This is a genomic window from Pseudomonas sp. BGA-UO-ETr-WB11, from assembly GCF_059567785.1.
Map to the genome: position 1 here is coordinate 101,406 of NZ_JCAQOS010000008.1, position 25,079 is coordinate 126,484.

At 64.0% G+C, this 25,079-nt stretch carries 25 protein-coding genes; 13 read left to right on the forward strand and 12 right to left on the reverse strand.

What is annotated here, in order from left to right:
* Positions 1-12: 12 nt before the first annotated feature.
* Both AC56DI_RS14195 and AC56DI_RS14200 read right to left on the reverse strand, forming a co-directional pair.
* The gene (locus AC56DI_RS14195) at positions 13-393 is read right to left on the reverse strand and encodes a rhodanese-like domain-containing protein (RefSeq protein ID WP_496346746.1); all 381 of its coding nucleotides are present in this window, start codon (positions 391-393) and stop codon (positions 13-15) included.
* Positions 390-953, reverse strand: a complete 564-nt coding sequence (locus AC56DI_RS14200; protein WP_496346747.1) for a Tll0287-like domain-containing protein — start codon at positions 951-953, stop codon at positions 390-392. The genes AC56DI_RS14195 and AC56DI_RS14200 overlap by 4 nt, the downstream gene beginning before the upstream one ends.
* 269 nt (positions 954-1,222) lie before the next feature.
* Here AC56DI_RS14200 and AC56DI_RS14205 point away from each other — a divergent pair, with 269 nt between their 5' ends.
* From AC56DI_RS14205 to AC56DI_RS14230, 6 genes are all read left to right on the forward strand, one after another.
* The gene (locus AC56DI_RS14205) at positions 1,223-1,588 is read left to right on the forward strand and encodes a DUF2946 domain-containing protein (RefSeq protein ID WP_496346748.1); all 366 of its coding nucleotides are present in this window, start codon (positions 1,223-1,225) and stop codon (positions 1,586-1,588) included.
* 117 nt (positions 1,589-1,705) lie between these two features.
* Positions 1,706-3,979 (forward strand): TonB-dependent receptor, encoded by a 2,274-nt coding sequence (locus tag AC56DI_RS14210; RefSeq protein WP_496346749.1) that lies wholly within the window; start codon positions 1,706-1,708, stop codon positions 3,977-3,979.
* A gap of 368 nt (positions 3,980-4,347) precedes the next feature.
* Positions 4,348-5,481: an ABC transporter permease gene (locus tag AC56DI_RS14215; RefSeq protein WP_496346750.1), complete on the forward strand. Its 1,134-nt coding sequence runs from the start codon at positions 4,348-4,350 to the stop codon at positions 5,479-5,481.
* On the forward strand, positions 5,478-6,266 hold the full coding sequence (locus tag AC56DI_RS14220) for an ABC transporter ATP-binding protein (RefSeq protein ID WP_496346751.1): 789 nt from the start codon (positions 5,478-5,480) through the stop codon (positions 6,264-6,266). Before AC56DI_RS14215 ends, AC56DI_RS14220 begins: the two co-directional genes overlap by 4 nt.
* A gap of 1 nt (position 6,267) precedes the next feature.
* On the forward strand, positions 6,268-7,209 hold the full coding sequence (locus tag AC56DI_RS14225; protein ID WP_496346752.1) for an MlaD family protein: 942 nt from the start codon (positions 6,268-6,270) through the stop codon (positions 7,207-7,209).
* The gene (locus AC56DI_RS14230; RefSeq protein ID WP_496346753.1) at positions 7,206-7,838 is read left to right on the forward strand and encodes an ABC-type transport auxiliary lipoprotein family protein; all 633 of its coding nucleotides are present in this window, start codon (positions 7,206-7,208) and stop codon (positions 7,836-7,838) included. The genes AC56DI_RS14225 and AC56DI_RS14230 overlap by 4 nt, the downstream gene beginning before the upstream one ends.
* Here AC56DI_RS14230 and AC56DI_RS14235 read toward each other — a convergent pair.
* The 3 genes from AC56DI_RS14235 to AC56DI_RS14245 form a co-directional block, all read right to left on the reverse strand.
* Positions 7,820-9,046 carry a nucleoside recognition domain-containing protein gene (locus AC56DI_RS14235; RefSeq protein WP_496346754.1) on the reverse strand — a complete coding sequence of 409 codons (1,227 nt, stop codon included), beginning with the start codon at positions 9,044-9,046 and terminating at the stop codon, positions 7,820-7,822. The genes AC56DI_RS14230 and AC56DI_RS14235 overlap by 19 nt on opposite strands.
* A 64-nt stretch (positions 9,047-9,110) precedes the next feature.
* Positions 9,111-9,887 carry an N-acetylmuramoyl-L-alanine amidase gene (locus AC56DI_RS14240; RefSeq protein ID WP_496346755.1) on the reverse strand — a complete coding sequence of 259 codons (777 nt, stop codon included), beginning with the start codon at positions 9,885-9,887 and terminating at the stop codon, positions 9,111-9,113.
* The gene (locus AC56DI_RS14245; protein ID WP_324519737.1) at positions 9,884-10,477 is read right to left on the reverse strand and encodes a MarC family protein; all 594 of its coding nucleotides are present in this window, start codon (positions 10,475-10,477) and stop codon (positions 9,884-9,886) included. Before AC56DI_RS14245 ends, AC56DI_RS14240 begins: the two co-directional genes overlap by 4 nt.
* Before the next feature lie 202 nt (positions 10,478-10,679).
* Here AC56DI_RS14245 and AC56DI_RS14250 point away from each other — a divergent pair, with 202 nt between their 5' ends.
* Positions 10,680-12,101, forward strand: a complete 1,422-nt coding sequence (locus AC56DI_RS14250; RefSeq protein ID WP_496346756.1) for a DASH family cryptochrome — start codon at positions 10,680-10,682, stop codon at positions 12,099-12,101.
* A 16-nt stretch (positions 12,102-12,117) separates the two neighbouring features.
* Here the strand turns inward: AC56DI_RS14250 and AC56DI_RS14255 are convergent, their stop codons facing one another.
* From AC56DI_RS14255 to AC56DI_RS14275, 5 genes are all read right to left on the reverse strand, one after another.
* Positions 12,118-14,031 carry a diguanylate cyclase gene (locus AC56DI_RS14255; RefSeq protein WP_496346757.1) on the reverse strand — a complete coding sequence of 638 codons (1,914 nt, stop codon included), beginning with the start codon at positions 14,029-14,031 and terminating at the stop codon, positions 12,118-12,120.
* Complete coding sequence (locus AC56DI_RS14260; protein WP_496346758.1) at positions 14,028-14,909, reverse strand: endonuclease/exonuclease/phosphatase family protein; 882 nt, start codon at positions 14,907-14,909, stop codon at positions 14,028-14,030. Before AC56DI_RS14260 ends, AC56DI_RS14255 begins: the two co-directional genes overlap by 4 nt.
* 16 nt (positions 14,910-14,925) lie before the next feature.
* Entirely contained in the window at positions 14,926-15,552 is a 627-nt protein-coding gene (locus AC56DI_RS14265; RefSeq protein WP_496346759.1) for a thiol:disulfide interchange protein DsbA/DsbL, read from the reverse strand.
* A gap of 141 nt (positions 15,553-15,693) precedes the next feature.
* Positions 15,694-16,299 carry a c-type cytochrome gene (locus AC56DI_RS14270; protein WP_422587762.1) on the reverse strand — a complete coding sequence of 202 codons (606 nt, stop codon included), beginning with the start codon at positions 16,297-16,299 and terminating at the stop codon, positions 15,694-15,696.
* 46 nt (positions 16,300-16,345) lie between these two features.
* Positions 16,346-16,636: a c-type cytochrome gene (locus tag AC56DI_RS14275; protein ID WP_496346760.1), complete on the reverse strand. Its 291-nt coding sequence runs from the start codon at positions 16,634-16,636 to the stop codon at positions 16,346-16,348.
* Positions 16,637-16,822: 186 nt separating this feature from the next.
* Here AC56DI_RS14275 and yihA point away from each other — a divergent pair, with 186 nt between their 5' ends.
* Positions 16,823-17,485 (forward strand): ribosome biogenesis GTP-binding protein YihA/YsxC, encoded by a 663-nt coding sequence (yihA, locus tag AC56DI_RS14280; protein ID WP_324519730.1) that lies wholly within the window; start codon positions 16,823-16,825, stop codon positions 17,483-17,485.
* 193 nt (positions 17,486-17,678) lie between these two features.
* Here yihA and polA read toward each other — a convergent pair whose 3' ends face one another.
* Positions 17,679-20,549 (reverse strand): DNA polymerase I, encoded by a 2,871-nt coding sequence (gene polA, locus AC56DI_RS14285; protein WP_496346761.1) that lies wholly within the window; start codon positions 20,547-20,549, stop codon positions 17,679-17,681.
* A 74-nt stretch (positions 20,550-20,623) separates the two neighbouring features.
* Between polA and AC56DI_RS14290 the strand changes: the two genes are divergently transcribed.
* Both AC56DI_RS14290 and AC56DI_RS14295 read left to right on the forward strand, forming a co-directional pair.
* Positions 20,624-20,911 carry a DUF2782 domain-containing protein gene (locus tag AC56DI_RS14290; RefSeq protein WP_324519727.1) on the forward strand — a complete coding sequence of 96 codons (288 nt, stop codon included), beginning with the start codon at positions 20,624-20,626 and terminating at the stop codon, positions 20,909-20,911.
* A gap of 12 nt (positions 20,912-20,923) precedes the next feature.
* Complete coding sequence (locus AC56DI_RS14295; protein ID WP_496346762.1) at positions 20,924-21,874, forward strand: homoserine kinase; 951 nt, start codon at positions 20,924-20,926, stop codon at positions 21,872-21,874.
* On the opposite strand, the gene AC56DI_RS14300 is transcribed toward AC56DI_RS14295, so the two are convergent.
* On the reverse strand, positions 21,875-22,837 hold the full coding sequence (locus AC56DI_RS14300) for a zinc ABC transporter substrate-binding protein (protein WP_496346763.1): 963 nt from the start codon (positions 22,835-22,837) through the stop codon (positions 21,875-21,877). It lies immediately after the preceding gene.
* An 83-nt stretch (positions 22,838-22,920) separates the two neighbouring features.
* Here AC56DI_RS14300 and zur point away from each other — a divergent pair, with 83 nt between their 5' ends.
* Genes zur through znuB form a run of 3 tightly spaced genes read left to right on the forward strand, consistent with a single transcriptional unit; the run spans position 22,921 to position 24,997 of the window.
* Complete coding sequence (zur, locus tag AC56DI_RS14305) at positions 22,921-23,421, forward strand: zinc uptake transcriptional repressor Zur (protein ID WP_496346764.1); 501 nt, start codon at positions 22,921-22,923, stop codon at positions 23,419-23,421.
* Positions 23,418-24,209, forward strand: a complete 792-nt coding sequence (znuC, locus tag AC56DI_RS14310) for a zinc ABC transporter ATP-binding protein ZnuC (RefSeq protein ID WP_496346765.1) — start codon at positions 23,418-23,420, stop codon at positions 24,207-24,209. The genes zur and znuC overlap by 4 nt, the downstream gene beginning before the upstream one ends.
* Positions 24,209-24,997: a zinc ABC transporter permease subunit ZnuB gene (znuB, locus tag AC56DI_RS14315; protein ID WP_496346766.1), complete on the forward strand. Its 789-nt coding sequence runs from the start codon at positions 24,209-24,211 to the stop codon at positions 24,995-24,997. Before znuC ends, znuB begins: the two co-directional genes overlap by 1 nt.
* Positions 24,998-25,079 lie beyond the last annotated feature (82 nt).

Sequence of the window (25,079 nt, forward strand, 5' to 3'; positions counted from 1 at the left end):
GGGTATGCAGCACTACTCGAAGCTTGGCAGGTTGGCGGCAACTTGCGCCTTGCCCGCCGCGCTCCAGGCATCGAAACCACCGGCCAGCGACTGCACATGCCGGTAGCCCATGGCCTGCAATGAGCAGGCAGCCAGGGCCGCGCGGCCGCTGGTTTTGCAGTACAGGACGATGTTCAACTCACGGGCGCAAAGCGCCGGGTCGTTGCTGAGTTTGAACTCCAGCACGCCACGGGGAATGTTGATCGCGCCGGGAATATGCCCGGTTTGAAACTCGTCCGCCTCGCGTACGTCGAGCAGCAGATCGGCAGCACAGATCGCTGTTTCAGCATCCTCCAGCGCCACTTCATGAATCTGCGCCTTGGCTTCGAGTACCAGGTCATGGGCGTTTTTCATTGGCTAACTCCTGCATCGGCCAAGCTACGGCGCAAGGTGAAGGCGCCACGCAGCGCGCCGAGTTCATAACCGCGGGCCTGATCCTGCGGATAACGCTGATCAAGCAACGCCGCCAATTCCGGCTTGAGCGTCTTGCCGTGACAGGCCAGACAGGGCTCGCCAACCGCAATCGCCTGCATCACCCGCACCTCGCCGGCCACGACCGCACTGTGCTGCATGCTCGCCAGTGGCTCGCCGGCGGCGGCGCGCTGAGCAAACTGGCGCAGCACATCGTGCTCCCAGGCATCGGCGGCGTTGGTTGGGTTGCGCACCAGCAACGAGGTGCGCCCCACCCGCCACGGCGCCCGACTGTGCTCGGCAGCAATCAGCGGTGCCTGCACCTGACAGGCTTCCACCGCCTTGAGCGGACCGCCTGCCTGCATGGCCGCCTTCACCGTCTCCATAAGCTGCTTCTGGAACGGCGGGATCAGGGCTAACCCCTCGGCGGCCAATGCCTGCGCATCCTCGGCCTGGGCAGCGGCGCTTAAAAACAGAGACAACACAGCAGCAGTCATACGCATGGGTACACGCCTCCAAGCATTAATTTTAATACTATGGGGAGTATAGAACTGCCGAGCCAAATAGCTACCCAGTGCTGATCAACGCTCAGGCCACTCGGGCCTGTTTAGACGCCTGCAGCGCGCACATGCGAACACCGGAAGAGGATGAAAACCCGCACAGGGCAAGCCCTGTAGCATTGGACCCGGGGAAAACGCCTAGGTGCCCGGCTGCGACAATCGAACGCAGCTTGTTAGCTGCGTTAGGCGGGCACCGCTGGTAAAGTGCCGGCATGAAAATAGCCCATACCAATAGCAGGCTTATTGCTTGGTTACTCTACAGCTGCGTGCTGTTCAGTACCTTTGCCTGCGCTATTGGCCATGGGCAAAGCAGCGGCCTGCAGCTGAGCGGCATCGACCAGTTGCAATGCAGCATCAGCGGCGCCAGCGATTCACGGGTGCCACCGCTGAGCCAATCGCCGGTGACGTTCGAGTGTCCGCTGTGCGGCAGCCATGGGCTGACCACCAGCCTCAGCGGCTACAGCCTGCAACTGCCCGCCTGGCACGCCGATGCCCCCCTGCTCAGTGCCGCCACCAGCCTGCCGCGCCAACCCAATCCCTGGCCCACGGCCAATCCCCGCGCACCTCCCGCTCTCTAGTGCTACGGGCAGCCCAGGCTGCCAATCAATTGCGCCGCCGAGCACGCCTGCCGACGTCCATAGGACGCCCACCGGCTGAACTGGCGGCATCAAAAGCCCTGCACAGAGACATTCTCCATGAACCCATCGTTCCCAGATTCGCGGGCCTGCGCGGCCCTGCTCGCACTCATCAGCCCCCTGGCTCAGGCGGCCGAACCGCCCCCCTTGCTCATCACTGGCAGTGCAAGCCAGCCCGTGCAATTGGTCCCCAGTGTGATCGAGGCAGAAAAAGCCCCACTCGGCGCCACCCAGGTCACCGCGCAACAGCTGCAAACCCTGCGCTCGGCCACCAGCGACAGCGCCACCCTGCTGCGCGGCGTACCCGGCGTCAGCCTCAACAGCGCCGGCGGCATCTCCAGCCTGCCGGCCATTCGCGGCCTGGCCGATGATCGCCTGCGGATCAAGATCGACGGCATGGACCTGGTGGCCTCCTGCCCCAACCATATGAACCCAGCGATGTCTTATATCGCCCCGAGCAACCTCGGCAATCTGCAGGTGTTCGCCGGCATCACCCCGGTCAGCGTCGGTGGCGACAGCATCGGCGGCACCATCATCGCCGACAGCGCAGCACCAGAGTTTGCCGCGCCGGGTGCGGCCAGCATCAATAAAGGCGAAGTGGGCGCCTTCTACCGCAGCAACAACGACGCCCGTGGCGGCAATTTCTCCGCTACTCATGCCGAAGAAGCCTTCAACATTCGTTACGACGGCAGCTACAGCAAGGCCAACAACTACAGCGCTGGCGGCGACTTCAAGAGCAGCACCAGCACCGGCCAGCTCGGCAATGGCTCGCCGCTGGACGAAGTGGCCTCCAGTGCCTACGAGACGGAAAACCATGCCCTGGGCATGGCCCTCAAGCTGGGTGAGGACCTGCTGGAGCTGAAGCTCGGCTATCAGCATGTGCCGCAGGAGCTGTTCGCCAACCAGCGCATGGACATGACCGACAACACCCAGCAGCGCATGAGCCTGCGCTACCTGAGCCAGTTCAACTGGGGTGAATTGGACACCCGCGTGTACCACGAGAAGGTCGAGCACTCGATGGACTTTGGTCCGGACAAACGCTTCTGGTATGGCATGCAATCCAATATTGCCGGCAGCGGCGATGGCAAACCCTGCTCACCGATTTCCGCCACCTGCGCCGCCGGCATGCCGATGGACAGCGAAGGCAAAACCAGCGGCGCCAGCGTCAAAGCCACCATCGACCTGAGCCAACAAGACCTGCTGCGGGTCGGCGGTGAATACCAGCGCTATCGCCTGAACGACTACTGGAGCCCGTCCGGCAGCGGCATGTGGCCGAACACCTTCGAGAACATCAACGATGGCCAACGCGACCGCGCCGCGCTGTTTTCCGAGTGGGAATCGCAGCTCAGCGCCAACTGGCTGACCCTGATTGGGGTGCGCTACGAGAATGTGCAGAGCGACGCCGGCGATGTGCACGGCTACGGCAACATGATGGGCAACCAGAACGCCGAGGCCGCCGCGTTCAACGCCGCCGACCGCCGCCAGACCGACCATAGCTTGGATTTTACTGCCCTGGCCCGCTACACCCACAGCGAACAGCTGGATGTGGAGTTCGGCTACGCGCGCAAGGTCCGTTCGCCGAACCTGTATGAGCGCTACACCTGGTCCAGCTGGGCAATGGCGGCGACCATGAATAACTTCGCCGGCGACGGTAATGGCTACGTCGGCGATATCGATCTGAGCCCGGAAACTGCCAACACCGTTTCCACCACCCTCGACTGGCACAGCAGCGATCGCAGCAAAGAGCTCAAAGTCACGCCGTTCTACACCCGCGTGAACGACTATATCGATGCCGTCAGCTTCACCGGCAACGCTGTACCCGCCGACCAGTTCAACGTCCTGCAATACGCCAACCAGTCCGCGCGCCTCTATGGTGTAGACGTTTCCGGCAAGCTGCCGCTGGCCAGCAACGACCTCGGCAACTGGGGCGTCAATGGCCTAATCAACTACACCAACGGCAAGAACCGCGACACTGACGATGAGCTGTACAACATCATGCCGCTCAACGCCAAACTGGCCCTGACCCAGGAAATCGGCGGCTGGGGCAACAGCCTGGAGATGGAAAGCGTACAGGCCAAGAACAACGGTTCGGACGTGCGCAACGAGATCCAAACCGCCGGCTACACCCTGTTCAACCTGCGCGCCAGCCACACCTGGAAGCAAGTGCGGGTCGACTTCGGCATCGAGAACCTGGCTGACAAGTTCTACTACCTGCCCACCGGCGGTGCCTACACCGCCCAGGGCCGGACCATGTCGATGAATGGCATCGAGTGGGGCGTCGGCGTACCCGGCATGGGCCGCTCGCTCTACACCGGGGTGAATGTGGCGTTCTAAGTCACCGCCTTAACACTCCAGCCCGCTGCAATGGCGGGCTGCACTGGCGCCATAAACAAAAAACTTCGCGGTCAAGACCGCTCCCACAAAGTTCACAGGCGCCTCGGTCCCCCGGTCCCATCAGAAGGCCGAAACGTAGCGAAGCGAAGTAACAGCCGTAGGCTGGCCCGAAGGGCGAGCGCAGCGAGTAGTGCAGGTGCTGTGTAGAGGGGCGTTTGGCAGGGATGCCAAACGAGGCACGATGGGCGGAGCCGCCTAGACCAGGGATGACACACTGTGACGACCCTCGGAACAACGCCGGAACTCAACATAGCCCCATCAACGCCTGTTGCTATGGCCCAACGGCAAACTCCTTTAAGCTCACGCCCATGACCACCGCACCCTGCTCTGACCTGCTGCACATGGACGACGCTGCCCGGCTGCGCATCGGCGGTGCCTGGACGCTGGCCAATTACAACCGCCTGCAACAGCAAATAGACGCACTCAAGCAGCCCCTGGCTGCCAACCAAACAGTCGATCTGCAGGCGCTGACGGCGCTCGATACCGCCGGGGCGGCGCTATTGATCAAGCTGCTGGGCGCCGCCCGCATCCAACAACTGATTGCCACCGAAGACCAACTGCCCGCTGCCCGCCGCGCCCTGCTGCACACCGTCAGCAACGCCCTGGCTGCGTCCGTGCCCAGCCCGCAACCGCCACGTGCCAGCAGCCCCATGCAGCTGTTGGCAGAGTTAGGCGCGTTGGTGGCCACCTTCGGCCGCGCGCTGCTGGCCTTGCTCGGGTTTATCGGGCTAATCCTCGAAACCTTGGCGCGCACGCTGCTGCAGCCGTCGCGCTGGCGAGTCACGGCACTGGTCGCACAGATGCAACAAACCGGCCTCAACGCCGCGCCCATCGTCGCCCTGCTGACCTTTCTGGTGGGTGCCGTGGTGGCGTTTCTCGGCGCCACGGTGCTCAGCCGGTTCGGTGCCAGCATCTACACGGTGATGCTGGTGGCGTTCTCCTTCCTGCGCGAGTTTGGCGTACTGCTTACCGCCATCCTCCTGGCCGGGCGCACCGCCAGCGCCTTTACCGCGCAGATCGGCTCGATGAAAGCCAATGAAGAGATCGACGCGATCCGCACCCTCGGTCTAAATCCGATTGAACTGCTGGTGTTACCACGGGTGCTGGCGCTGCTGATTACCCTGCCGTTGCTGACCTTTATCGCCATGCTCGCGGGGATCTTCGGCGGCGCCCTGGTGTGCGCCCTGAGCCTGGATATTTCACCCACGCTGTTTCTGTCGATCCTGCAGGACACACCAGCCAAGCACTTTTGGGTCGGCATGGCCAAGGCGCCGCTGTTTGCCGTGCTGATTGCCGCCATCGGTTGCCTGGAAGGTTTCAAGGTCAGCGGCAGCGCCGCCTCCGTCGGCGCCCACACCACGTCCAGCGTGGTGCAATCGATTTTCGTGGTGATCCTGGTGGACGCCGGCGCCGCACTGTTTTGCATGGAGATGGGCTGGTGAGTGCAGAGGCCATCGTCCAGGTCCGTGACCTGGCCAACCGCTTTGGCAGCCAGAGCGTGCACGAGCACCTCGACCTGGACATCTACCGCGGCGAGATCCTCGCCGTGGTCGGTGGCTCGGGCACCGGCAAGTCGGTGTTGCTGCGCAGCATCGTCGGCCTGCGCGAGCCCAGCGCCGGGCGCGTGCAGGTGTTCGGCGAGAACCTGCAGGACCTCAACAGCGAGCAACGGCGGCAGGTCGAGCGGCGCTTCGGCGTGCTGTTCCAGAAGGGTGCACTGTTCTCATCGCTGACCGTGCGCGAGAACATCGCCCTGCCACTGATTGAGCACGCCGGCCTCAGCCGCACCGACGCCGAAGAGCTGGCCCAGCTCAAGGTGGCCCTGGCCGGCCTGCCCGCCAATGCCGGCGGCAAGTACCCAACCGAGCTGTCCGGCGGCATGATCAAGCGCGCCGCCCTGGCCCGCGCCCTGGCCCTGGACCCGGACATTCTGTTTCTCGACGAGCCCACCGCCGGCCTCGACCCGATCGGCGCGGCCGCCTTCGACCAACTGATCCTGACCCTACGCGACGCCCTGGGCCTCAGCGTGTTTCTGGTCACCCATGACCTCGACACCCTGTACACCATCTGCGATCGGGTCGCCGTGCTGGCGCAAAAACGCGTGCTGGTGGCCGACACCCTGGAGCGGGTAGCCGCCACCGACGACGCATGGATTCGCGATTACTTCCACGGCCCGCGCGGACGCGCGGCTGAACAAGCAGCCCAGCGGCTGCAGGAGCCCAACTGAGATGGAAACCAACGCCCGCCATGTGCTGATCGGCCTGTTCACCTTACTGGTGGGCGGCGGCGCTCTGCTGTTCGCCCTGTGGCTCGGCCGCTCGAGCCTGGACAGCGGCAGCAAGGACTACGAAGTGGTGTTCAACGAGGCCGTCAGCGGTCTGTCGCAAGGCAGCCCGGTGCAATACAGCGGCATCAAGGTCGGCGATGTGGTGCGCCTGCGCCTCGACCCGAAAAACCCGAGCAAGGTGCTGGCGCGCATCCGCGTGGCCCGCGAGACGCCGATCAAACAGGACACCGAGGCCAAGTTGACCCTGGCCGGGATCACCGGTACGGCGTTTATCCAGCTCAGCGGCGGCTCGCCGGACAGTCCGCCCCTGGAGGCACGCGGCCCCGGCAAAGTGGCGCAAATCATCGCCGAGCCCTCGCCGATCAGCCGCCTGCTGAGCAACGGCAAGGACCTGCTGAGCAACATCAATGACCTGCTGACCAACGCCAACCGCATGTTCTCGCCGGAAAACGCCGAGCGCCTGAGCCTGACCCTGGAGCACTTGCAACAGACCACCGGGGCGGTGGCCCAGCAACGCGAAGAGCTGCGCCAAACCATCGTGCACTTCGCCCAGCTGAGCAAGCAGGCCAACCAGACCCTGGAGCAGACCACCGCGCTGTTGCGCAGCGGCAATCGCCTGGTCGATGAGCACGGCAGCGCCACGGTGCAAAGCGCCCAGCAGGCGATGGCCTCACTGCAGCACGCCACCGCCAGCCTCGACCAACTGCTCAGCCACAACCAGACGGCGCTGGGCGAGGGCTTGCAGGGCCTCAGCGAACTGGGCCCGGCGATCCGCGAACTGCGCGCCACCCTGGCCAACCTCAAGGGCATCTCGCAGCGCGTCGAAGCCAACCCCGCCGGCTACCTGCTCGGCCGTGAACAACCCCAGGAGTTTCAGCCATGAGCGCACTGACCATTGCCACACGGTTCGCCGTGCTGGCCCTGCTGAGCGGCCTGGCGGCCTGCTCGATCCTGCCCAAGGCCGAGCCGCTGCAGGTCTACCTGCTGCCCAGCCAGACCAGCGCCCCGAGCCATGCCGCCAAAGTTGCCTGGTCATTGCGGATCAACCAGCCACAGGCCAGCCAGGCCCTGAACAGCGCGCGCATCGCAGTACTGCCCGCAGGCAACCTGATCAGCAGCTACGCCGGCAGCCGCTGGAGCGACCCGGCGCCGCGCCTGCTGCGCAACCATCTGCTGAATGCCTTCCAGGCGGACGGCCGGGTGGCGGCCCTGAGCAGCGACGACGATAACCTGCAAGCCGACTTCGCCCTCGGCGGCGAGCTGCAGGCGTTCCAGAGCGAATACCAGGGCAACGCCGTGAACATCGTCCTGCGCCTGCAAGCACGACTGGTGGACAGCCGCAGCCAACGCATCATCGCCAGCCAGCGCTTCGAAGTCCGCCAGGCCGTCGACAGCCAGCAGGTACCGGCGGTGGTCAACGCCTTCGGCCAGGCCAATGACCGGCTGGCAGCGCAGGTGCTGCAGTGGACATTAGTTCAGGCTAATCAGGCAGCTCAGCCGAAGAACCAGTAGCACACGCCGATCGAGGCCAGCACCCCGGCCAGGTCGGCCAGCAGGGCGCAGCCCACCGCGTGGCGGGCGCGCTGGATGCCGACCGCGCCGAAGTAAACCGCCAGCACGTAGAAGGTGGTTTCCGTGCTGCCTTGCATGGTCGCCGCCACCAACGCCGGGAAGCTGTCGACGCCGTGGCTTTGCATGGTCTCGATCAGCATGGCCCGCGCCGCACTGCCGGAGAACGGCTTGACCAGGGCGGTGGGCAGGGCGTCGACGAAGCGGGTGTCCCAGCCAGCCCATTCGATCAGGCTGCGGATGCCGTCCAGACCCAGGTCCAGGGCCCCGGATGCGCGCAGCACGCCAACCGCGCAGAGCATCGCCACCAAGTACGGCAGCAGGCTTTTGGCCACGTCGAAGCCTTCCTTGGCCCCTTCGACGAAGGCCTCGTAGACCGGCACCTTGCGTAAGGCGCCGATCAGTACAAAGCCGAGAATCATGCCGAACAACACCAGGTTGCCCATCAGCGACGACAACGCCGCCAGGGCGGTGGCCGACAGCCCGGCGAGCAACGCCATGCCGGCGCCCAACAGCAAGGCGCCGGGGATCAGGTAACCGAGCACCACCGGGTCCCAGAGTTTCAGGCGCTGCATAAAGGCCACCGACAGCAGGCCGACCAGGGTCGAGGCGCTGGTGGCCAGCAGGATCGGTAGGAACACCAGGGTCGGATCGACGGCGCCTTGCTGGGCGCGGTACATAAAGATGCTCACCGGCAGCAGGGTCAGGGACGAGGCATTCAGGACCAGAAAGAGGATCTGCGCATTGCTCGCCGTGGTGCTGCTGGGGTTGAGTTCCTGCAGCGCTCGCATGGCCTTGAGGCCGATCGGTGTGGCCGCGTTGTCCAGGCCCAAGCCGTTGGCGGCGAAGTTCAGGGTGATCAGGCCGAGGGCGGGGTGGCCACGCGGCACCTCCGGCATCAGGCGGGCGAACAACGGGCCGAGCAGGCGGGCGAGCAGATCCACCAGCCCGGCACGCTCGGCAATGCGCAAGAAGCCGAGCCACAGGGTCAGGGTGCCGAACAGCAGGACCATCACCTCGACCGACAGCTTGGCCATGGCGAACAGGCTTTCCACCATGGCGGCAAACACGCCGGGATCGCCGCCCAGCCAGCGCGCCAGCGCCGCCAGCGTCGCCACCACGAAAAATCCCAGCCACAGGCCATTAAGCATCGGTCATCCCCCGTTGAATGGCGGCGATCATAGCGGCAGTCGGGGGCCAGCGACTATCGACGCGTCAGCGCGCCTGATTGAGCACCTGCAGAATCGCCGCCGTTTCGGCATCCGGCTGACCATCGAAATTGCTCGGCCGGTATTTCATCTGCAGCGCCGCCAGCACATTACGCAGCGGTTGGTCGGCCTGGGCCACGGTCGGCACGGCATAGCCCAATTGACGCAATTGCTCGGCGAACCACTCCGGCGCTGGCAGTTGCTGGCTGAACAGCGCTTGCTGGCGCGCCACCTGCGCCGCATCCGGCCAGCGGATCAGCCCGGCGTCGGCCAAGCGCCGCCAGGGGAACAACGGCCCCGGATCGACCTTACGCTGCGGAGCAATGTCACTGTGACCGATGATGCTGTCGATGGGCAGGTGATGGCGCTGCACGATGTCCTTGAGCAACAAGATAAGGGCATCGATCTGCGCCTCGCTGTAGGGCTGCCAGACGCGGCCGGCGGGGGTGTCGGCATAACCCTGATTGACCAGTTCGATTCCAATGGTGCTGGCGTTCAGCCAGGTGCGCCCGCGCCATTGGCTGTCGCCGGCGTGCCAGGCGCGGCGGTTCTCGTCCACCAGTTGGTAGATGGTCGCCGGCGCCTCGCCGATCAGGTAATGGCTGCTGACGCCGCCGCGAGTCAGCAGCTCCAGCGAGTGCTGCACATCGGTGGAGGTGTAATGCACCACGACCCATTGCACCCGGCTGTCGTGATTGGCCGAGGGGTGCTTGCGGTCAATCGACAAACCGCCGGCGCATCCGCCCAGCAGCAACAGACTGAAGACCAGCGCTAAAGCTTTCATGGCGCGATGTGCAGGATGCTCTGCAGGTTATCCAGCAACATGTCGACGCTGAGCATGATCAGCAGCATACCGGTCAGGCGCTCGATGGCCATCAGCCCGCGCGAGCCGAGATAACGCTGCAAGGCGGTGGCCTGCAGGAGGATCAAGGCGGTGGCCGCCCAGGCCAGGAACACGCCCAGGTACAACTCCCACAGCTCTCCCGTGAAGGTGTTGCGCAGGGTCATCAGTACCGCCAGCGCCGAGGGCCCGGCCAGCGCCGGCGTGGCCAGCGGCACCAGCATCGGCTCGCCGTCGGGCAAATCGCCGAGCACGCCCTGGGGGCCGGGAAAGATCAGGCGCATGGCAATAACGAAGAGGATGATACCGCCGGCAATCGCCGTGGACTCACGGGACAAGCCCAGGCCGCTGAGTACCGCTTCGCCGAAGGTGAGGAACAGCATCAGCAACACCAGGGCGAACAACAGTTCGCGCACGGCCACCCGCAGGCGCCGCTCAGGGGCTACGTTTTTCAGCGCCGCCAGGTAGATGGCGGTGTTGCCAAATGGGTCGGTGACCAGAAACACCAATACGGCAACGGCAAAAATATCCATGTACAGCTCCTCATCTAATCCGCGCAGTTTAGTGTGCGACGGCGTTGCCGTCTGTCGTTAAAGCGTCACCGCCGACCACGCTGACACGAACCGATCAGACACAGGGCGCTAAGATCGGGATAGACGGCCATAGCGCCTGCAGAGCAGGGCGTATGGTGAGAGTCAGGGACGATTTTCTTAAAGGGTTTAGAGGATAACTGCCATGCGCCGCGTACTGCTTTGGTTCAAACAGGACTTACGTCTGGACGATCACCCAGCGCTGCAAGCAGCGCGCGGGGCCGATGCCTTGCTGCCGGTATTTATCCTCGACCCCGCCCAACTGCAGCCGGGGCCGCTGGGCAGCCGCGGCCTGGGCGTGCACCGCGCGCGCTTTCTGCTGGAAAGCCTGGCGGCGCTGGACGGTGCCCTGCGCCAGCGCGGCTCGCACCTGCTGGTGCTGCAAGGGCGCGCCGAACAACTGATCCCACAACTGGTCGAGCGCTTTAACCTGCAGGAAGTCCTGACCCTGGAGGAAATCGCCCCCCAGGAGCGCCAACAGCTGCAACAGGTACGCGCCCGGTTGGGCAGCGTGGCGCTGTGGGAGCAAGCGGGCAATGGTTTGCTGCGCCGCGATCAGCTGCCCTGCCCGGTGGCCGAACTGCCGGCGGTGTTTACCCAATTTCGCACCCTGGTCGAGCAGGGGCTGCAGGTGTTCCAGCCGCAACCCGCCCCCGACTATCTACCCGTCTTGCCAGAAGGCAGTGAGGCGCTACTGACGCCCTTGCCGACTTTGTCGCAGTTGGGCCTGGGCGAGCCGCTAAGCGTGGCGGCCAGTGCCTTTCCCTTTTCCGGCGGAGAGGCGGCGGCCAGTGCGCGACTGCGCGATTACCTGTGGGACAGCCAAAACGTGCGCCACTACAAGGACACGCGCAACGGCATGATCGGCAGCGAATACTCGTCGAAATTCTCGCCCTGGCTGGCCAACGGCAGCCTGTCACCGCGCCGGGCCATCGCCGAGTTACGCCGCCATGAATCGCAGTTTGGCCGCAATGACTCAACTTACTGGCTGTGGGTTGAGCTGCTCTGGCGTGAGTTCTTTCGCTGGACCCTGGTGCGTCATGGCAGTGCGCTGTTCCGCGCGGGCGGCCTGAAGGCCACCGCACGCGCACCGCAGCTGGTGGACGAGCGCTTCCAGCAGTGGTGCCAGGGACGTACCGGCATGCCGCTGGTGGATGCCTGCATGCGCGAACTGGCGGCTACCGGTTTTATGTCCAACCGCGGGCGGCAGGTGGTGGCCAGCTATCTGGTCAACGACCTGCAGCAGGATTGGCGCCACGGCGCGGCTTGGTTTGAGGAGCATCTGCTGGATTACGACCCGGCCAGCAATTGGGGCAACTGGGCCTATCTGGCGGGTGTGGGCAGTGATCCCCGCAACGGGCGGCTGTTCAACGCTCTGCGTCAGGCCCGCCAGTACGACCCGGACGCCTCTTACGTCAGCCTCTGGTTACCGGAGCTACGCAACGTACCGCCGCACCTGCGGCACACGCCGTTTCTACTCAGTCAGCTGCAGCTCAAGGCCCTTAACTACCCGCGCCTGGAGCAGATTCCGGAAACCTGGCATCCGTACTTGCCCAGCGCGGCCTGAAAGCGGTCAACGCAACTTAGCCAACTTCAATGCGGTTGCGACCACTGCGCTTGGCCCGGTACAGGGCCTGGTCGGCACGCTCGAACACCTGCTCGGCGCGTTCACCTGCAGCAAAAGCACTGACCCCGGCTGACAGGGTGATCGTGACCCGCTCGCCCTTGAAGTGGAACGGGCAGCTCTCAATCGCCGTGCGCAGCGTCTCCAGCAATTGCTGGGCGCCTTCCAGGGGTGTACTGGGGATCAACAGAACAAACTCCTCGCCACCAAAGCGGGCGATAAAGTCGGTCTTGCGCAGGCGTTTGGCCAGCTCGGTAGCGATGATCTTTAGCACCTTGTCGCCGGCCAAGTGGCCATAGTTGTCGTTGATGCGCTTGAAGAAATCGATGTCCAACACGGCCATCAGCAGCTCGCCGCCATAACGCTGCCATCGCGCCACTTCCAGCTCGCAACGCTCGTCCCAGGCAGCCCGATTGGGCAAGCCGGTAAGAGGGTCGGTGAGGGCCTTCTGCCGTTGTTCTTCGATATGGTCGCGAAAGCCCTTGGCTTCCTGCTCCATGCTCGCCACACGCTCGACCAGGGTTTGCAGACGCCCGCTTAGGGCGTGCTCCAACTCGCCGCGCTGGCGCTGGTACTGATCCATGGTGCTGAGCAGACCGTCCAGACGGTTCTCCACCACTTCTTTCAGGCTGTTGAGATCGGTCGCTTCCTGCACACTGCTGTGCAGACCGCCGACCTGCTGGCGCAACTCGCTGTCCAGCTCTCGGGCCGCACTCATGGAGTCGGCATAGCCTTCGTGAGCATCCTGCAGATTGTTCTGGAAGGTCGACAGGCGTTCGTTGAGTTGTTTGAGATAGCCCTCAAACTCGCGCTGGCCGAGGTCGGCCACCGCCAGCATGAGCACGGCAAAATCGTCCAGCACCGGCACCAGCTCATACAGATTCAGGCCGGCAAGAATGCGCTCACGCAGGCTGTCGGCTTGGGGACGATGGCGCTCCGGCACCGGCAACTCGTCGATCAACTCCACCAGCGCTTTTTCCACATGCGCGGCGATGGCGCTGTAACCCGGCTCCGACGACACCGGTAGAGCATACTCAGGCGCGCCATCAAATTTGGCCGCCGATGCCACACTGGGTTCATCGCGAAGCAGCGCGGCAGGCAGCGGCAGGCTATCTAGCAAGGTGGCCGGCGGAGCGGCAGGGACCGGGACAGATGGAGATGACGCCGCCAGTGGTGCCTCAACACGCGCCGCTGGCGGCTCGGCCAGACCAAAGTCCAGCGGCAAATCAACGGCCGGAGCACTGGCCTGCGGCACAGGAGCCAGGTCACTGCCTGTTTCATGCGCGGATGCCGTCGGGGCAGTTATCGCGTGATCGTCCACGGCAGCTGCCGAGGCGTCGCCGGCGCCACCCTCGCGACCACCAAACAGACGCTGCAAGAAACCGGGGCGGCTGGCATCCTCGCCCTCACGCAGCGCCAAGGCCTGGCGCTGCAGGCCGCTCAGTTCACCGAGCAGCACCGGCAGCTCGCGCAGTTGGCTGGAGCGACCTTCCAATTGTTTGGCAAAGCTCTTCAGCGGCTTGCTGACTTCGCGCGGCAACGGCAGCTCCTGCAGCTGCCCCACCAGGGCACCAAGGGCGGTAGAGACCTGGGCCATACGCTCCTGGCGCCGGTGCTCGGAGTCCAGCACGGCTTTCTCCAGACGCGGGATCAGGCCGGCCAGGCCGCTGTCCATGTCGTCGCGGCGAAGAATGTCGCGCAGCTCCTGCATGCACTGGTCGACCGCCTTGTCGGTGCCTTCGGCCGCCAGGCTGCTGCGCACCAGACCACGGCGCAACAGGTCCTCGCGGGCATCCCAGCGCTTCTCGAGTTTCTCCTGGTCTTCCAGGCTTTGCAGGTATTTGGCTTTCCAGCGCTCGCTATCAATGCTCATAAATCAGGTCCGCAGAGAGGCGTATTCAGCATAGGCGGCTGTGCGCCGCCAGTGGCATGGGGCAGGCGAATATCGACCGCCACCGGCAAATGATCGGAAATCGGCAGGGGCAGTACCCGCACGCGCTCAAGAATCAGCTCGGGACTCAACAGAATATGGTCCAGGCAGCGTTGCGGCTGCCAGCTGGGAAAGGTGGCCTGAACTTGCGGCGCCAGCAGGCCAAGATCGCGCAGAGGCGAGTTTTCCAGCAGGTCGACCGCATGGGTGTTCATGTCGCCCATCAGCACCACATGCCGGCAGCCCTTGAGCAATTCGCGGATATACGCCAGTTGCCGGGTACGGGTGCGCGGCCCGAGGGCCAGGTGCATCATCACCACCACGAGCGCATCCGCACCTTCGCCAAAGCGCAGCAGGATGGCCCCGCGACCACGGGGGCCGGGTAATGGATGATCTTCAAGAACCCGTGGATGCAAGCGCGCGAGCACGCCGTTGCTGTGCTGGGCGAAATGACCAAGGTTACGATTGAGTTGCTGATACCAGTAGGGAAAACGCCCAAGCAGCGCCAGCTGTTCGACCTGATTGATAAACCCGGAGCGCAGGCTGCCGCCGTCGACTTCCTGCAGGGCCACCAGGTCGTAGTCGGCGAGGAGCTCACCGATGCGCTGCAGATTGCCGTTACGCCCCGGATGCGGCAGCAGGTGCTGCCAGCCGCGGGTTAGATAATGGCGGTAGCGCTCGGTGCTGATGCCAACCTGGATATTGAAGCTGAGCAGCCGCAAGAGGCCATCGGCGGGCAAGCCGCTGCTGTCCAGACAATGTGAGTTGACCTGCGGCAGGCGCAGGCCTGCCGCTCGTTCAACCCGCCAGCGCCGCAGCATGGCCGCGCGCCAGCCGTTACTTACTCGCTCGTTCCTTGGCGATCAGCTGATCGGCCACGTCGAGGGTTTGCTCCGGGCCACCGGACGAGCCGATGTCAAAGCGGTACTTGCCGTTGACGACCATCGCTGGCACGCCGCTGATCTGGTACGCCATGCCCAGACGCTTGGCGTTGGCCACTTGGCCCTTCACGCCGAAGGAATTGTAGGTCTTCAGGAAAGCGTCTTTATCCACGCCCTGGGTGGCGAGGAACTCAGCCATTTCATCGGGGCTGGCGAGCTTCTTGCCGCCTTTCTGGATGGCTTCGAACACCGCAGCGTGAACCTTGGCTTCGACACCCATGGTCTGCAGGGCGATAAACATTTGCCCGTGCAGGTCCCATACGCCACCGAACATGGCCGGCACGCGAACAAAATTCACGTCATCCGGCAGCTTGGCGACCCATGGATTGATGGTCGGCTCGAAGTGATAGCAATGCGGGCAGCCGTACCAGAACAACTCCACCACTTCGATCTTGCCAGGCTTGGACACGGGAACCGCGCTGCTCAGCTCCACGTATTGTTTGCCCGCCTCGATATTCTCGGCCTGGGCCACACCAAACAGGCTGGCGCCGGCAAGAACGGCAGAAAGGATCAGGTTACGCATGCTTAACTCCTAGCAAAAAGGGGATGGTCCCAAGACCATGTTTCGACCGAGCAGCTGTCGACAGGTTCCGGCATTGTAGCCAGCCGCGCAAAGAAAAAGGGTGGCCGAAGCCACCCTTTTTTCTGCCGCAACGCTCAGGACTTAGTGCAGGCCCTGAATGTAGCTCGACAGTGCCGCGATATCCTTGTTGCTCAGCTTCTCAGCGATGGCGCGCATGATCTTGGTGTCGCCATCGTTGGTGCGCACGCCTTCACGGAAGTTGGTCAGCTGCAGGGCAACGTAATCACCGTGCTGACCACCCAACTGCGGGAAGCCGGCAGCATCGTTACCCGAACCGGTTGGCGAGTGGCAACCGGTGCACGCTGGCATGCCTTGATCGAGCTTACCGCCACGGAACAGCGCTTCACCACGCGCCACCAGCGCCGGATCAGCAGCACCGACGCTCATGTTCTGGCTAGCGAAGTAGGCCGCGATGTCCTGCAGGTCTTGATCGCTCATGCCGGTCAACATGCCAGTCATCGGCACAACTGCGCGGGCGCCCGACTTGATGTCGTTCAATTGCTTGAGCAGGTAACGCTCACCCTGACCAGCCAGTTTCGGGAAGGTCGGCGCCATGCTGTTACCGTCGGCACCGTGGCAAGCGCCACACATAGCAACCTTGCCTTGGCCTGCGGCAGCGTCGCCAGCGGCCTGGGCCAAACCGGTGATGCCCAGGGTCAACAACAGACTCACGAGTACTTTCTTCATCAGCTAATCCAAATACGGCTAAGGGTTGAGAGATCCAGCAAGCCGATTACTTGCTCATCCATTCGATGACAGCCTGGTAATCTTCGGCGGTGCAGTCCATGCAAATACCGCGTGGCGGCATAGCATTGAAGCCTTCGGTAACGTGTTTTACCAGGGTTGGCATGCCTTGTTTCAGGCGCGGTTCCCAAGCTGCCACATCACCTTTTTTCGGTGCCATTGGCAGCTGGCCGTTGTGGCAAGCGCCGCAACTGCGGGTAAACACGGCTTCCGGATCCTGTGCCGCTTGTGCACTGAACGAACACAGAAGAATGCTTGCAGCGATAAACAAATTTTTCATGACCAGCCTCATTCAGGTTGGGAACGTTCCGCGTTCTATCGCGCAGACTGTTTAATCGCTCCCGAGATTTTCATCATAGGGGAAAGCACAAAGCGCACACAAAATCTGCGCCATTATATACTGCAGCCGTCCAAACGGAAACGAAACCGCCCCCTGCGACACCGAGTCGCACCTGTGGAACCCCTAATGTCAGTCAAGAATCCGATCCTCGGACTGTGCCAACAGTCCACCTTTCTCATCAGCGCCGCCAAGGTCGACCAGTGTCCGCCGGACGTTGGTCGCGAAGTCGCGTTTGCCGGGCGTTCCAACGCCGGCAAGTCCAGCGCGCTGAACACGCTGACCCACGCCAGCCTGGCGCGCACCTCGAAAACCCCAGGACGCACCCAGCTGCTCAACTTCTTCAGCCTGGACGAGGATCACCGCCTGGTCGACTTGCCGGGTTACGGCTACGCCAAGGTGCCGATCCCGCTCAAGCTGCACTGGCAGAAACACCTGGAAGCCTACCTGGGCAGCCGTAACAGCCTGGCCGGGCTGATCCTGATGATGGATATCCGCAAGCCGCTGACCGACTTCGACCAGTTGATGCTCGACTGGGCCGTGGCCAGCCAGATGCCCATGCACATCCTGCTGACCAAGTCCGACAAGCTGGCCTACGGCGCCGCAAAGACCACCCTGCTCAAGGTCCGTCAGGAGATTCACAAGGGCTGGGGCGATGCCATCAGCATCCAGCTGTTCTCCGCACCCAAGCGCCAGGGCATCGAAGAGGCTCACCTGGTACTGGCGCAGTGGCTGGGCTTGCTGGATGACGATGCTGACGTCGAGGACGAAAGCGACGACGTCGCCGAATAACAGGCAAAAAAAACCCGAACTTCATTAGGGAGTAGAAGTTCGGGTTCAACGCTGACTCGAAAACCAAAGTCAGATATCTGCCAACACTAAACACAAGAGCACTGAACGACCTCAGCAGCCATTCAGTAACTCTGACGCTGGCAGCGCGATAAAGTTCAGTCCGGCAACAAAATCGCTGCCACGGCCACGCTAATCAGTGCGCCTCATCCCAATTGGCGCCGACGCCAACCTCGACCAACAGCGGCACCGCCAAATCGGCTGCAGCACCCAACAGGTCGCGCAACTGCGCGCTGACGAGCTCGACCAGATCCTCACGCACTTCCAGCACCAGTTCGTCGTGGACCTGCAGGATCACCCGCGCATCCACCCCGGACTCACTCAACCAGCGATCAACCATTACCATCGCGCGCTTGATGATGTCGGCCGCCGTGCCCTGCATCGGCGCGTTGATCGCTGTGCGTTCGGCGCCTTTGCGCAAGGCGGCGTTCTTCGACTGGATTTCCGGCAGATACAGACGACGGCCGAACAGGGTTTCCACATAGCCCTGTTCGCTAGCCTGCTCGCGGGTGCGCTCCATATAGGCCAGCACGCCCGGATAGCGCTGGAAGTAGCGGTCGATATAGGCCTGGGCCTGCTTGCGGTCGCAACCGATCTGCTTGGCCAGACCAAAGGCACTCATGCCATAGATCAGGCCGAAGTTGATGGCCTTGGCGCTACGGCGCTGATCAGTGCTCACATCCCCCAGCGCGACGCCGAATACCTCGGCCGCCGTTGCCTTGTGCACATCGAGGTTGTGCCGGAAGGCATGCAGCAGACCTTCGTCCTGGGCCAGGTGAGCCATGATGCGCAGCTCGATCTGCGAGTAGTCCGCCGCCACCAGTTTGTAGCCGAGCGGCGCGATAAACGCCTGGCGGATACGCCGGCCTTCGGCGGTGCGAATGGGGATGTTCTGCAGGTTCGGGTCACTGGACGACAGCCGCCCGGTGGCCGTGACGGCCTGATGGTAGGAGGTGTGAATGCGCCCGGTGCGCGGGTTGATCTGCTCCGGCAGGCGATCGGTGTAAGTGCTTTTCAACTTGCTCAGGCTGCGGTACTGCATCAGCACTTTGGGCAGCGGATAATCCTGCTCGGCCAGCTCGGCCAGCACCGCTTCGGCGGTCGAGGCCTGGCCCTTGGCCGTCTTGCTCAGCACTGGCAAGCCGAGCTTTTCATAGAGGATAACGCCCAGCTGCTTGGGCGAGCCGAGGTTGAACTCCTCACCGGCAATGGCAAAGGCCTCACGCTCCAGCTGCACCAGCTTGTCGCCCAGCTCGACGCTTTGAATGCCCAGCAACTGGGCATCCACCAACGCGCCCTGACGCTCGATACGCGCCAGCACCGGCACCAGCGGCATCTCGATCTCGGTCAGCACCTTGGCCAAGCTCGGGATGGCTTGCAGTTGCGGCCACAGCGCGTGGTGCAGTCGCAGGGTGATGTCGGCATCTTCCGCCGCGTAGGGGCCGGCCAACTCTAGGGCAATCTGGTCGAAGGTCAGTTGCTTGGCACCCTTGCCGGCAATGTCCTCGAAGGCGATGGTGCTGTAGTCGAGGTACTTGAGGGCCAGTGCGTCCATGTTGTGGCGCGTGGCAGTGGAGTCCAGCACGTAGGATTCGAGCATGCTGTCGAAGGCCACGCCCTGCACGTTAATGCCGTTGCTTGGGTCGCCGTCGAGGGCACAATTAGCCAGCACGTTGATGTCGTACTTGGCGTGCTGACCGACCTTGGCTTTGTGCGGATCTTCCAGCAGCGGCTTGAGCGCCTTGAGCACCGTGTCGCGGTCCAGCTGGGTCGGCACGCCCATGTACGAGTGGGTCAGCGGCACATAGGCTGCTTCCCCGGCCTTGACCGCGAACGACACACCGACGATCTGCGCCTGCTGGGCGTCGACACTGGTGGTCTCGGTGTCGAAGGCGATCAGCTCGGCCTGCTGCAGCTTTGCCAGCCAAACGGCAAAGCGCTCGGCGTCGAGAATGGTTTCGTAGTGCTCGCTGCGGGCCGGCGCTACAGGCTCAGGTTCAGCGACCTCAGCATCCACCGCAGGCAGCCCAGCAACTGCAGGGGCAGCAACCTGCGGCGCACTGGCCGAGGCCTGCAGATCGAACAAACCGCTATCCGGCACCGCCACGGGCGCCTTCACCGGTGCCGGCGCACTGCGCTGCAGCTGATCGACCCAGCTCTTGAACTCCAGCTCGCGATAGACCTCGATCAGCGCCGGCACATCCACGGCCCCCATGTGCAGGTCGTCAATCTGCACCGCCAGCGGCACGTCGAGTTTGATGGTCGCCAGCTCGTAGGACAGGTAGGCCATCTCGCGCTGCTCCAACAGCTTGGCCGGCAAGGTCTTGGCCCCGCGAATCGGCAGCTCGGGCACTTTGTCGAGGTTGGCGTAAAGCACATCCAGGCCACCGCCGACACCGACCAACAGGCCCAGAGCAGTCTTCTCGCCAACCCCAGCCACGCCAGGAATGTTGTCAGCCTTGTCGCCCATCAGGGCCAGGTAATCGATGATCAGCTCGGGGCCGACGCCAAACTTGGTCTTCACCCCCTCGATGTCATAGACGCTGCCAGTCATGGTGTTGACCAGGGTCACCAGCGGGCAGACCAGTTGGGCCATGTCCTTATCACCGGTGGAAATCACCACCGGCCGCCCTTCGCCCGCACTTTGCCGGGCCAGGGTGCCGATCACGTCATCGGCCTCCACGCCCTCAATGCACAGCAACGGGTAGCCGAGGGCACGCACGCTGGCGTGCAGCGGCTCGATCTGCACGCGCAGTTCATCCGGCATCGGCGGGCGATGGGATTTGTACTCGGCAAACAACTCATCGCGAAAGGTCGGCCCCTTGGCATCGAAAACCACCGCGAAAGGGCTGTCCGGGTACTGCTTGCGCAGGCTCTTGAGCATGTTCAGCACGCCCTTCACCGCCCCGGAGGGCAAGCCCTTGGACGTGGTCAGCGGCGGCATGGCGTGAAAGGCGCGGTACAGGTACGAAGAACCGTCCACCAGAACCAGAGGGGCGTTAGACATGCGCAGGATCAACCTTTTCCTGAGGGTCGGAGTTAGACTTAACCGACCATTGACGACAAAGGGACAAGGTTACCATGCGCGTACTCAACCGCCTCTTGCTCACCGGCCTGTTGGCCATCAGCCCGCTGTATGCCATCGCCGCTGAAGACGCCCCGGCGGCCGACCCGGATGTAACCATCCGCCAGGACGGCGACAAAACCATTCAGGAGTTCCGCCAGAACGGCTTCCTGTACGCCATCAAGATCACCCCGAAGAACGGCAAGCCGTACTTTCTGGTGCGTGCTGACGGCAGCGAAGGCAACTTTATCCGCTCCGACCAACCAGACATGCTGATTCCCTCCTGGGAAATCTTCAGCTGGTAAGGACCGCCCGCCATGTCGGTGTTTACCCTGCTTGAGCGCGCGGAACTGGAGGCCTTCGTTGCCCCCTACGGGCTCGGCCGCCTGCTGGATTTCCAGGGCATTGCCGCGGGCACCGAGAACAGCAACTTCTTCGTCAGCCTGGAGGCTGGCGAGTATGTGCTGACCCTGGTGGAGCGCGGCCAGCGCGCTGACCTGCCGTTTGTTGTCGAGCTGCTGCAACGCCTGCACGCCGCCGGTTTGCCGGTGCCCTACGGCGTACCCACCCGCAGCGGCGAATGCCTGCGCGAACTGGCGGATAAACCGGCGCTGCTACAGCCGCGCCTGGCCGGCAAGCATATTGAGCAGCCAAACGCCCACCACTGCGCCGAAGTCGGCAGCTGGCTGGCACGCATGCACCTCTGCACCCAGGCACAGCCGCTCGAACGACGCAGCGACCGTGGCCTCGACTGGATGCTCAGCGAAGGTCCGCTGCAGGCCTTGCAGTTGGACGGCGAGGCGCTGGAGCTATTGCGCGCCAGCCTGGCAGAGGTTGCCCAGGCGCAAGCCGCGGTCCTTGCCCTGCCACGGGCCAACCTGCACGCCGACCTGTTCCGCGACAACGTCCTGTTCGACGGCCCGCACCTGAGCGGGGTGATCGACTTCTACAACGCCTGTTCCGGACCGATGCTCTACGACGTCGCCATCACCCTCAACGACTGGTGTTCAACCGCCAGCGGCAGCCTCGACCTCAGCCGCGCCCGCGCGCTGCTGGCGGCCTACGCCAGCCTGCGGCCCTTCCATCCGGCAGAAGCCGAACGGTGGCCGTGCATGCTGCGCATCGCCTGCCTGCGCTTCTGGCTGTCACGCCTGATCGCCGCGCGCCAGCCAACGGCACTGGGCGTGCAGGTCAAAGACCCAGACGAATTCCGCCGGCACCTGCTGCAGCGCCAGCAGGTCCACTTGCCGTTGCCGATGGCGCTCTAATCACAACGCCTCAAGACATCCCGCCAGGCTGCCGGCCAGGTTTTCCAGCAACTGCTCGTAGCCATGCGCGCTCACCGGCACAGCACTGCCCAAGGCATCCAGCTCGGCCAGCGTCACCGGCAAGCCGGCGCTGAGGGTTTGCGCCAAGCGTGGGCGCAGTGGCGGTTCGCTGAACACGCAGGTCGGCCCAGCGGCTTGCAGGCGCTCGCGCATCTGCGCCACATGGCGGGCACCGGGCTGCACTTCGCTGGCGACGCTGAACACGCCGGCATGTTTAAGGCCATAGGCGGCCTCGAAGTAGTCGAAGGCTTCATGGAAGACAAAATACGCCTGGCCCTGCACGCCAGTCAGGCGCGCCTTGAGGCGTTGATCGAGAGCCGTCAGGCGCTGGCTGAACGCCTGCGCATTGGCCTGGTAGCGCGCGGCGTTAGCTGGGTCGGCGGCGCTCAGGTCGGCGGCCATGCGCATGGCGATCACCCGCGCATTGGCCGACAGCAGCCAGAGGTGGGCATCCAGGCTGCCGGGGCGATGGGCATGGTCGTGTTCGGCATCAGCATCGACGCCGTCGTGAGCCGGCTCGTCATGGCCATGCTCATCGTGACCGTCATGTTCAGACTCGGCCCCGTGCTCTTCGCCAAAATGGCGTAAATGCAAGCCGGGCAGGTTTTGCACCGGCACATTTGGCAAGGTGCGATTGCTCAGCACCCGCGGCAGAAAACTCTCCATGTCCGGGCCGATCCAGTACAACAATTCGACCTCCTGCACCCGCCGCACATCCGAGGGGCGCAGGGCGAAGTTGTGCGGCGAGGCGCCGGGTGGCAGCAGCACTTCAGGCGCGCCGACACCGTCCTGCACCGCAGCGGCAATCAGCTGCAGCGGCTTGATGCTGGTCAGCACGCGCACTTCGGCGTGGGCACCCACCAGGGTTAAACAGAGCAACAAGCCAAGCAGAACACGTGACACGGGCAACACCTGCGCAGAAAGGGGGTTTATCGGAGAACAAAGAGTTATAGAATAACGTCTCTTTTACCGGACGTCGCCGCCCCATGCTCACGCCCTTCACCGCCAAGGCCTCGCTGGCCTGCCTGCCCCACGACCACAGCCAGTGCGTCAGCAGCGCCCTGGCCGATGCCGACGCACTCTGCGCGCAGCAAGGCGTGCGCCTGACCGCCCTGCGCCGGCGCGTGCTGGAGCTGGTCTGGCACAGCCACAAGCCGCTGGGCGCCTACGACATTCTTGCCGTGCTGAGCGAGACCGACGGCCGCCGTGCCGCGCCACCGACCGTCTATCGGGCGCTGGATTTTCTCCTGGAAAATGGCCTGGTGCATCGCATCGCCTCACTCAACGCCTTTGTCGGCTGCAGCCATCCGGAGCAGCCGCACCAGGGCCAGTTCCTCATCTGCCGGCAGTGCCACGCGGCCATTGAGCTGGATCAAGACGACATCAGCGCCGCCATCGTACGCAGCGCCGCCAGCGTCGGTTTTAGTGTCGAAAGCCAGACCGTGGAAATTGTCGGCCTGTGCGCCAGCTGCCAGGTGGCGGCATGAGCAACGCCCTGATTCGTCTGCAGGATATTTGCGTCGGCTTCGCCGGTCAGGCGGTGCTGCAGGATGTGCAGCTGAGCGTGAAGCCTGGCGAGATCGTCACCCTGATCGGCCCCAATGGCGCTGGTAAAACCACCCTGGTGCGCGCCGTGCTCGGCCTGCTGAAGCCCGACAGCGGCACCGTGTGGCGTACGCCGAAACTGCGCATCGGCTATATGCCGCAGAAGCTGCAGGTGGATGCCACCCTGCCGCTGTCGGTGCTGCGCTTTCTGCGCCTGGTACCCGGTGTCGACCGCCCGCGCGCCCTGGCGGCGCTGGAAGAGGTTGGCGCACCGCAGGTGCTAGACAGCCCACTGCAAAGCATTTCTGGCGGCGAGTTACAGCGCGTGCTGCTGGCCCGTGCGCTGCTGCGCGAACCACAACTGCTGGTGCTCGACGAGCCGGTGCAAGGTGTCGACGTCGCCGGCCAGGCCGAGCTGTACAGCCTGATCACCCGCCTGCGCGACCGCTATGGTTGCGGCGTGCTGATGGTCTCCCACGACCTGCACCTGGTGATGAGCACCACCGACCAGGTGATCTGCCTGAACCGCCATGTGTGCTGCTCCGGTCACCCGGAGCAGGTCAGCAACGACCCGGTATTCGTCGAGATGTTCGGCGAGGACGCCAAAAGCCTGGCCATCTATCACCACCGCCACGACCACGCCCACGACCTGCATGGCGCGGTGGTCAGCCAGCCCGGCCTGACGATTCATGGCCAGGCCCATATTCACGGTCCAGGGTGCAAACACTGATGCCCGATTTTCTCCTTAACGCCCTGCTTGCCGGCTTGGCCCTAGCTCTGGTGGCAGGCCCACTGGGCTCCTTCGTGGTCTGGCGGCGGATGGCCTATTTCGGCGACACCCTGGCCCATGCCGCCTTGCTTGGGGTGGCGGTTGGCCTGTTGCTCGACGTCAGCCCAACCCTGGCGGTGACCGTCGGCTGCGTGCTGCTGGCGGTGCTGCTGGTCACCCTGCAACAGCGCCAACCGCTGGCGGCCGACACCTTGCTGGGGATTCTCGCCCCCAGCACCCTGTCGCTGGGCCTGGTGGTGTTGAGCTTCAACCGCGAAGTGCGCATCGACCTGCTCGGCTACCTATTTGGCGACCTGCTGGCCGTCGGCCCCAGCGACCTGCTGTGGATCGTCGCCGGCAGCGCCCTGGTGCTGGCCTGCCTGCTGGCCCTGTGGCGGCAGCTGCTGGCAGTCACCGTGCATGAAGAACTGGCCCAAGTCGAAGGCCTGCCGGTGGCCGGCCTGCGCCTGGCCTTGGTGCTGCTGATCGCCCTGGTGATTGCCGTGGCGATGAAGATTGTCGGCGTACTGCTGATCACCTCGCTGCTGATCATTCCCGCCGCCGCCGCCCAGCGTCACTCACGGACCCCTGAACAGATGGCCATCGGCGCCAGCCTGCTGGGCATGCTGGCGGTCGGCGGCGGCCTCAGCCTGTCGTGGTTCGAAGACACCCCGGCCGGCCCGTCCATTGTGGTCTGCGCCGCCAGCCTGTTCCTCCTGAGCCTCGCCCTGCCGCGGCGAACCACGTGAACTGGTCGCTAAAGCGCAGGAATAGGTCGGGATAGTGGGCAAGTTTGGTGGTGTGCGGCCGGCAGTGTAGACTTGCGCGTTT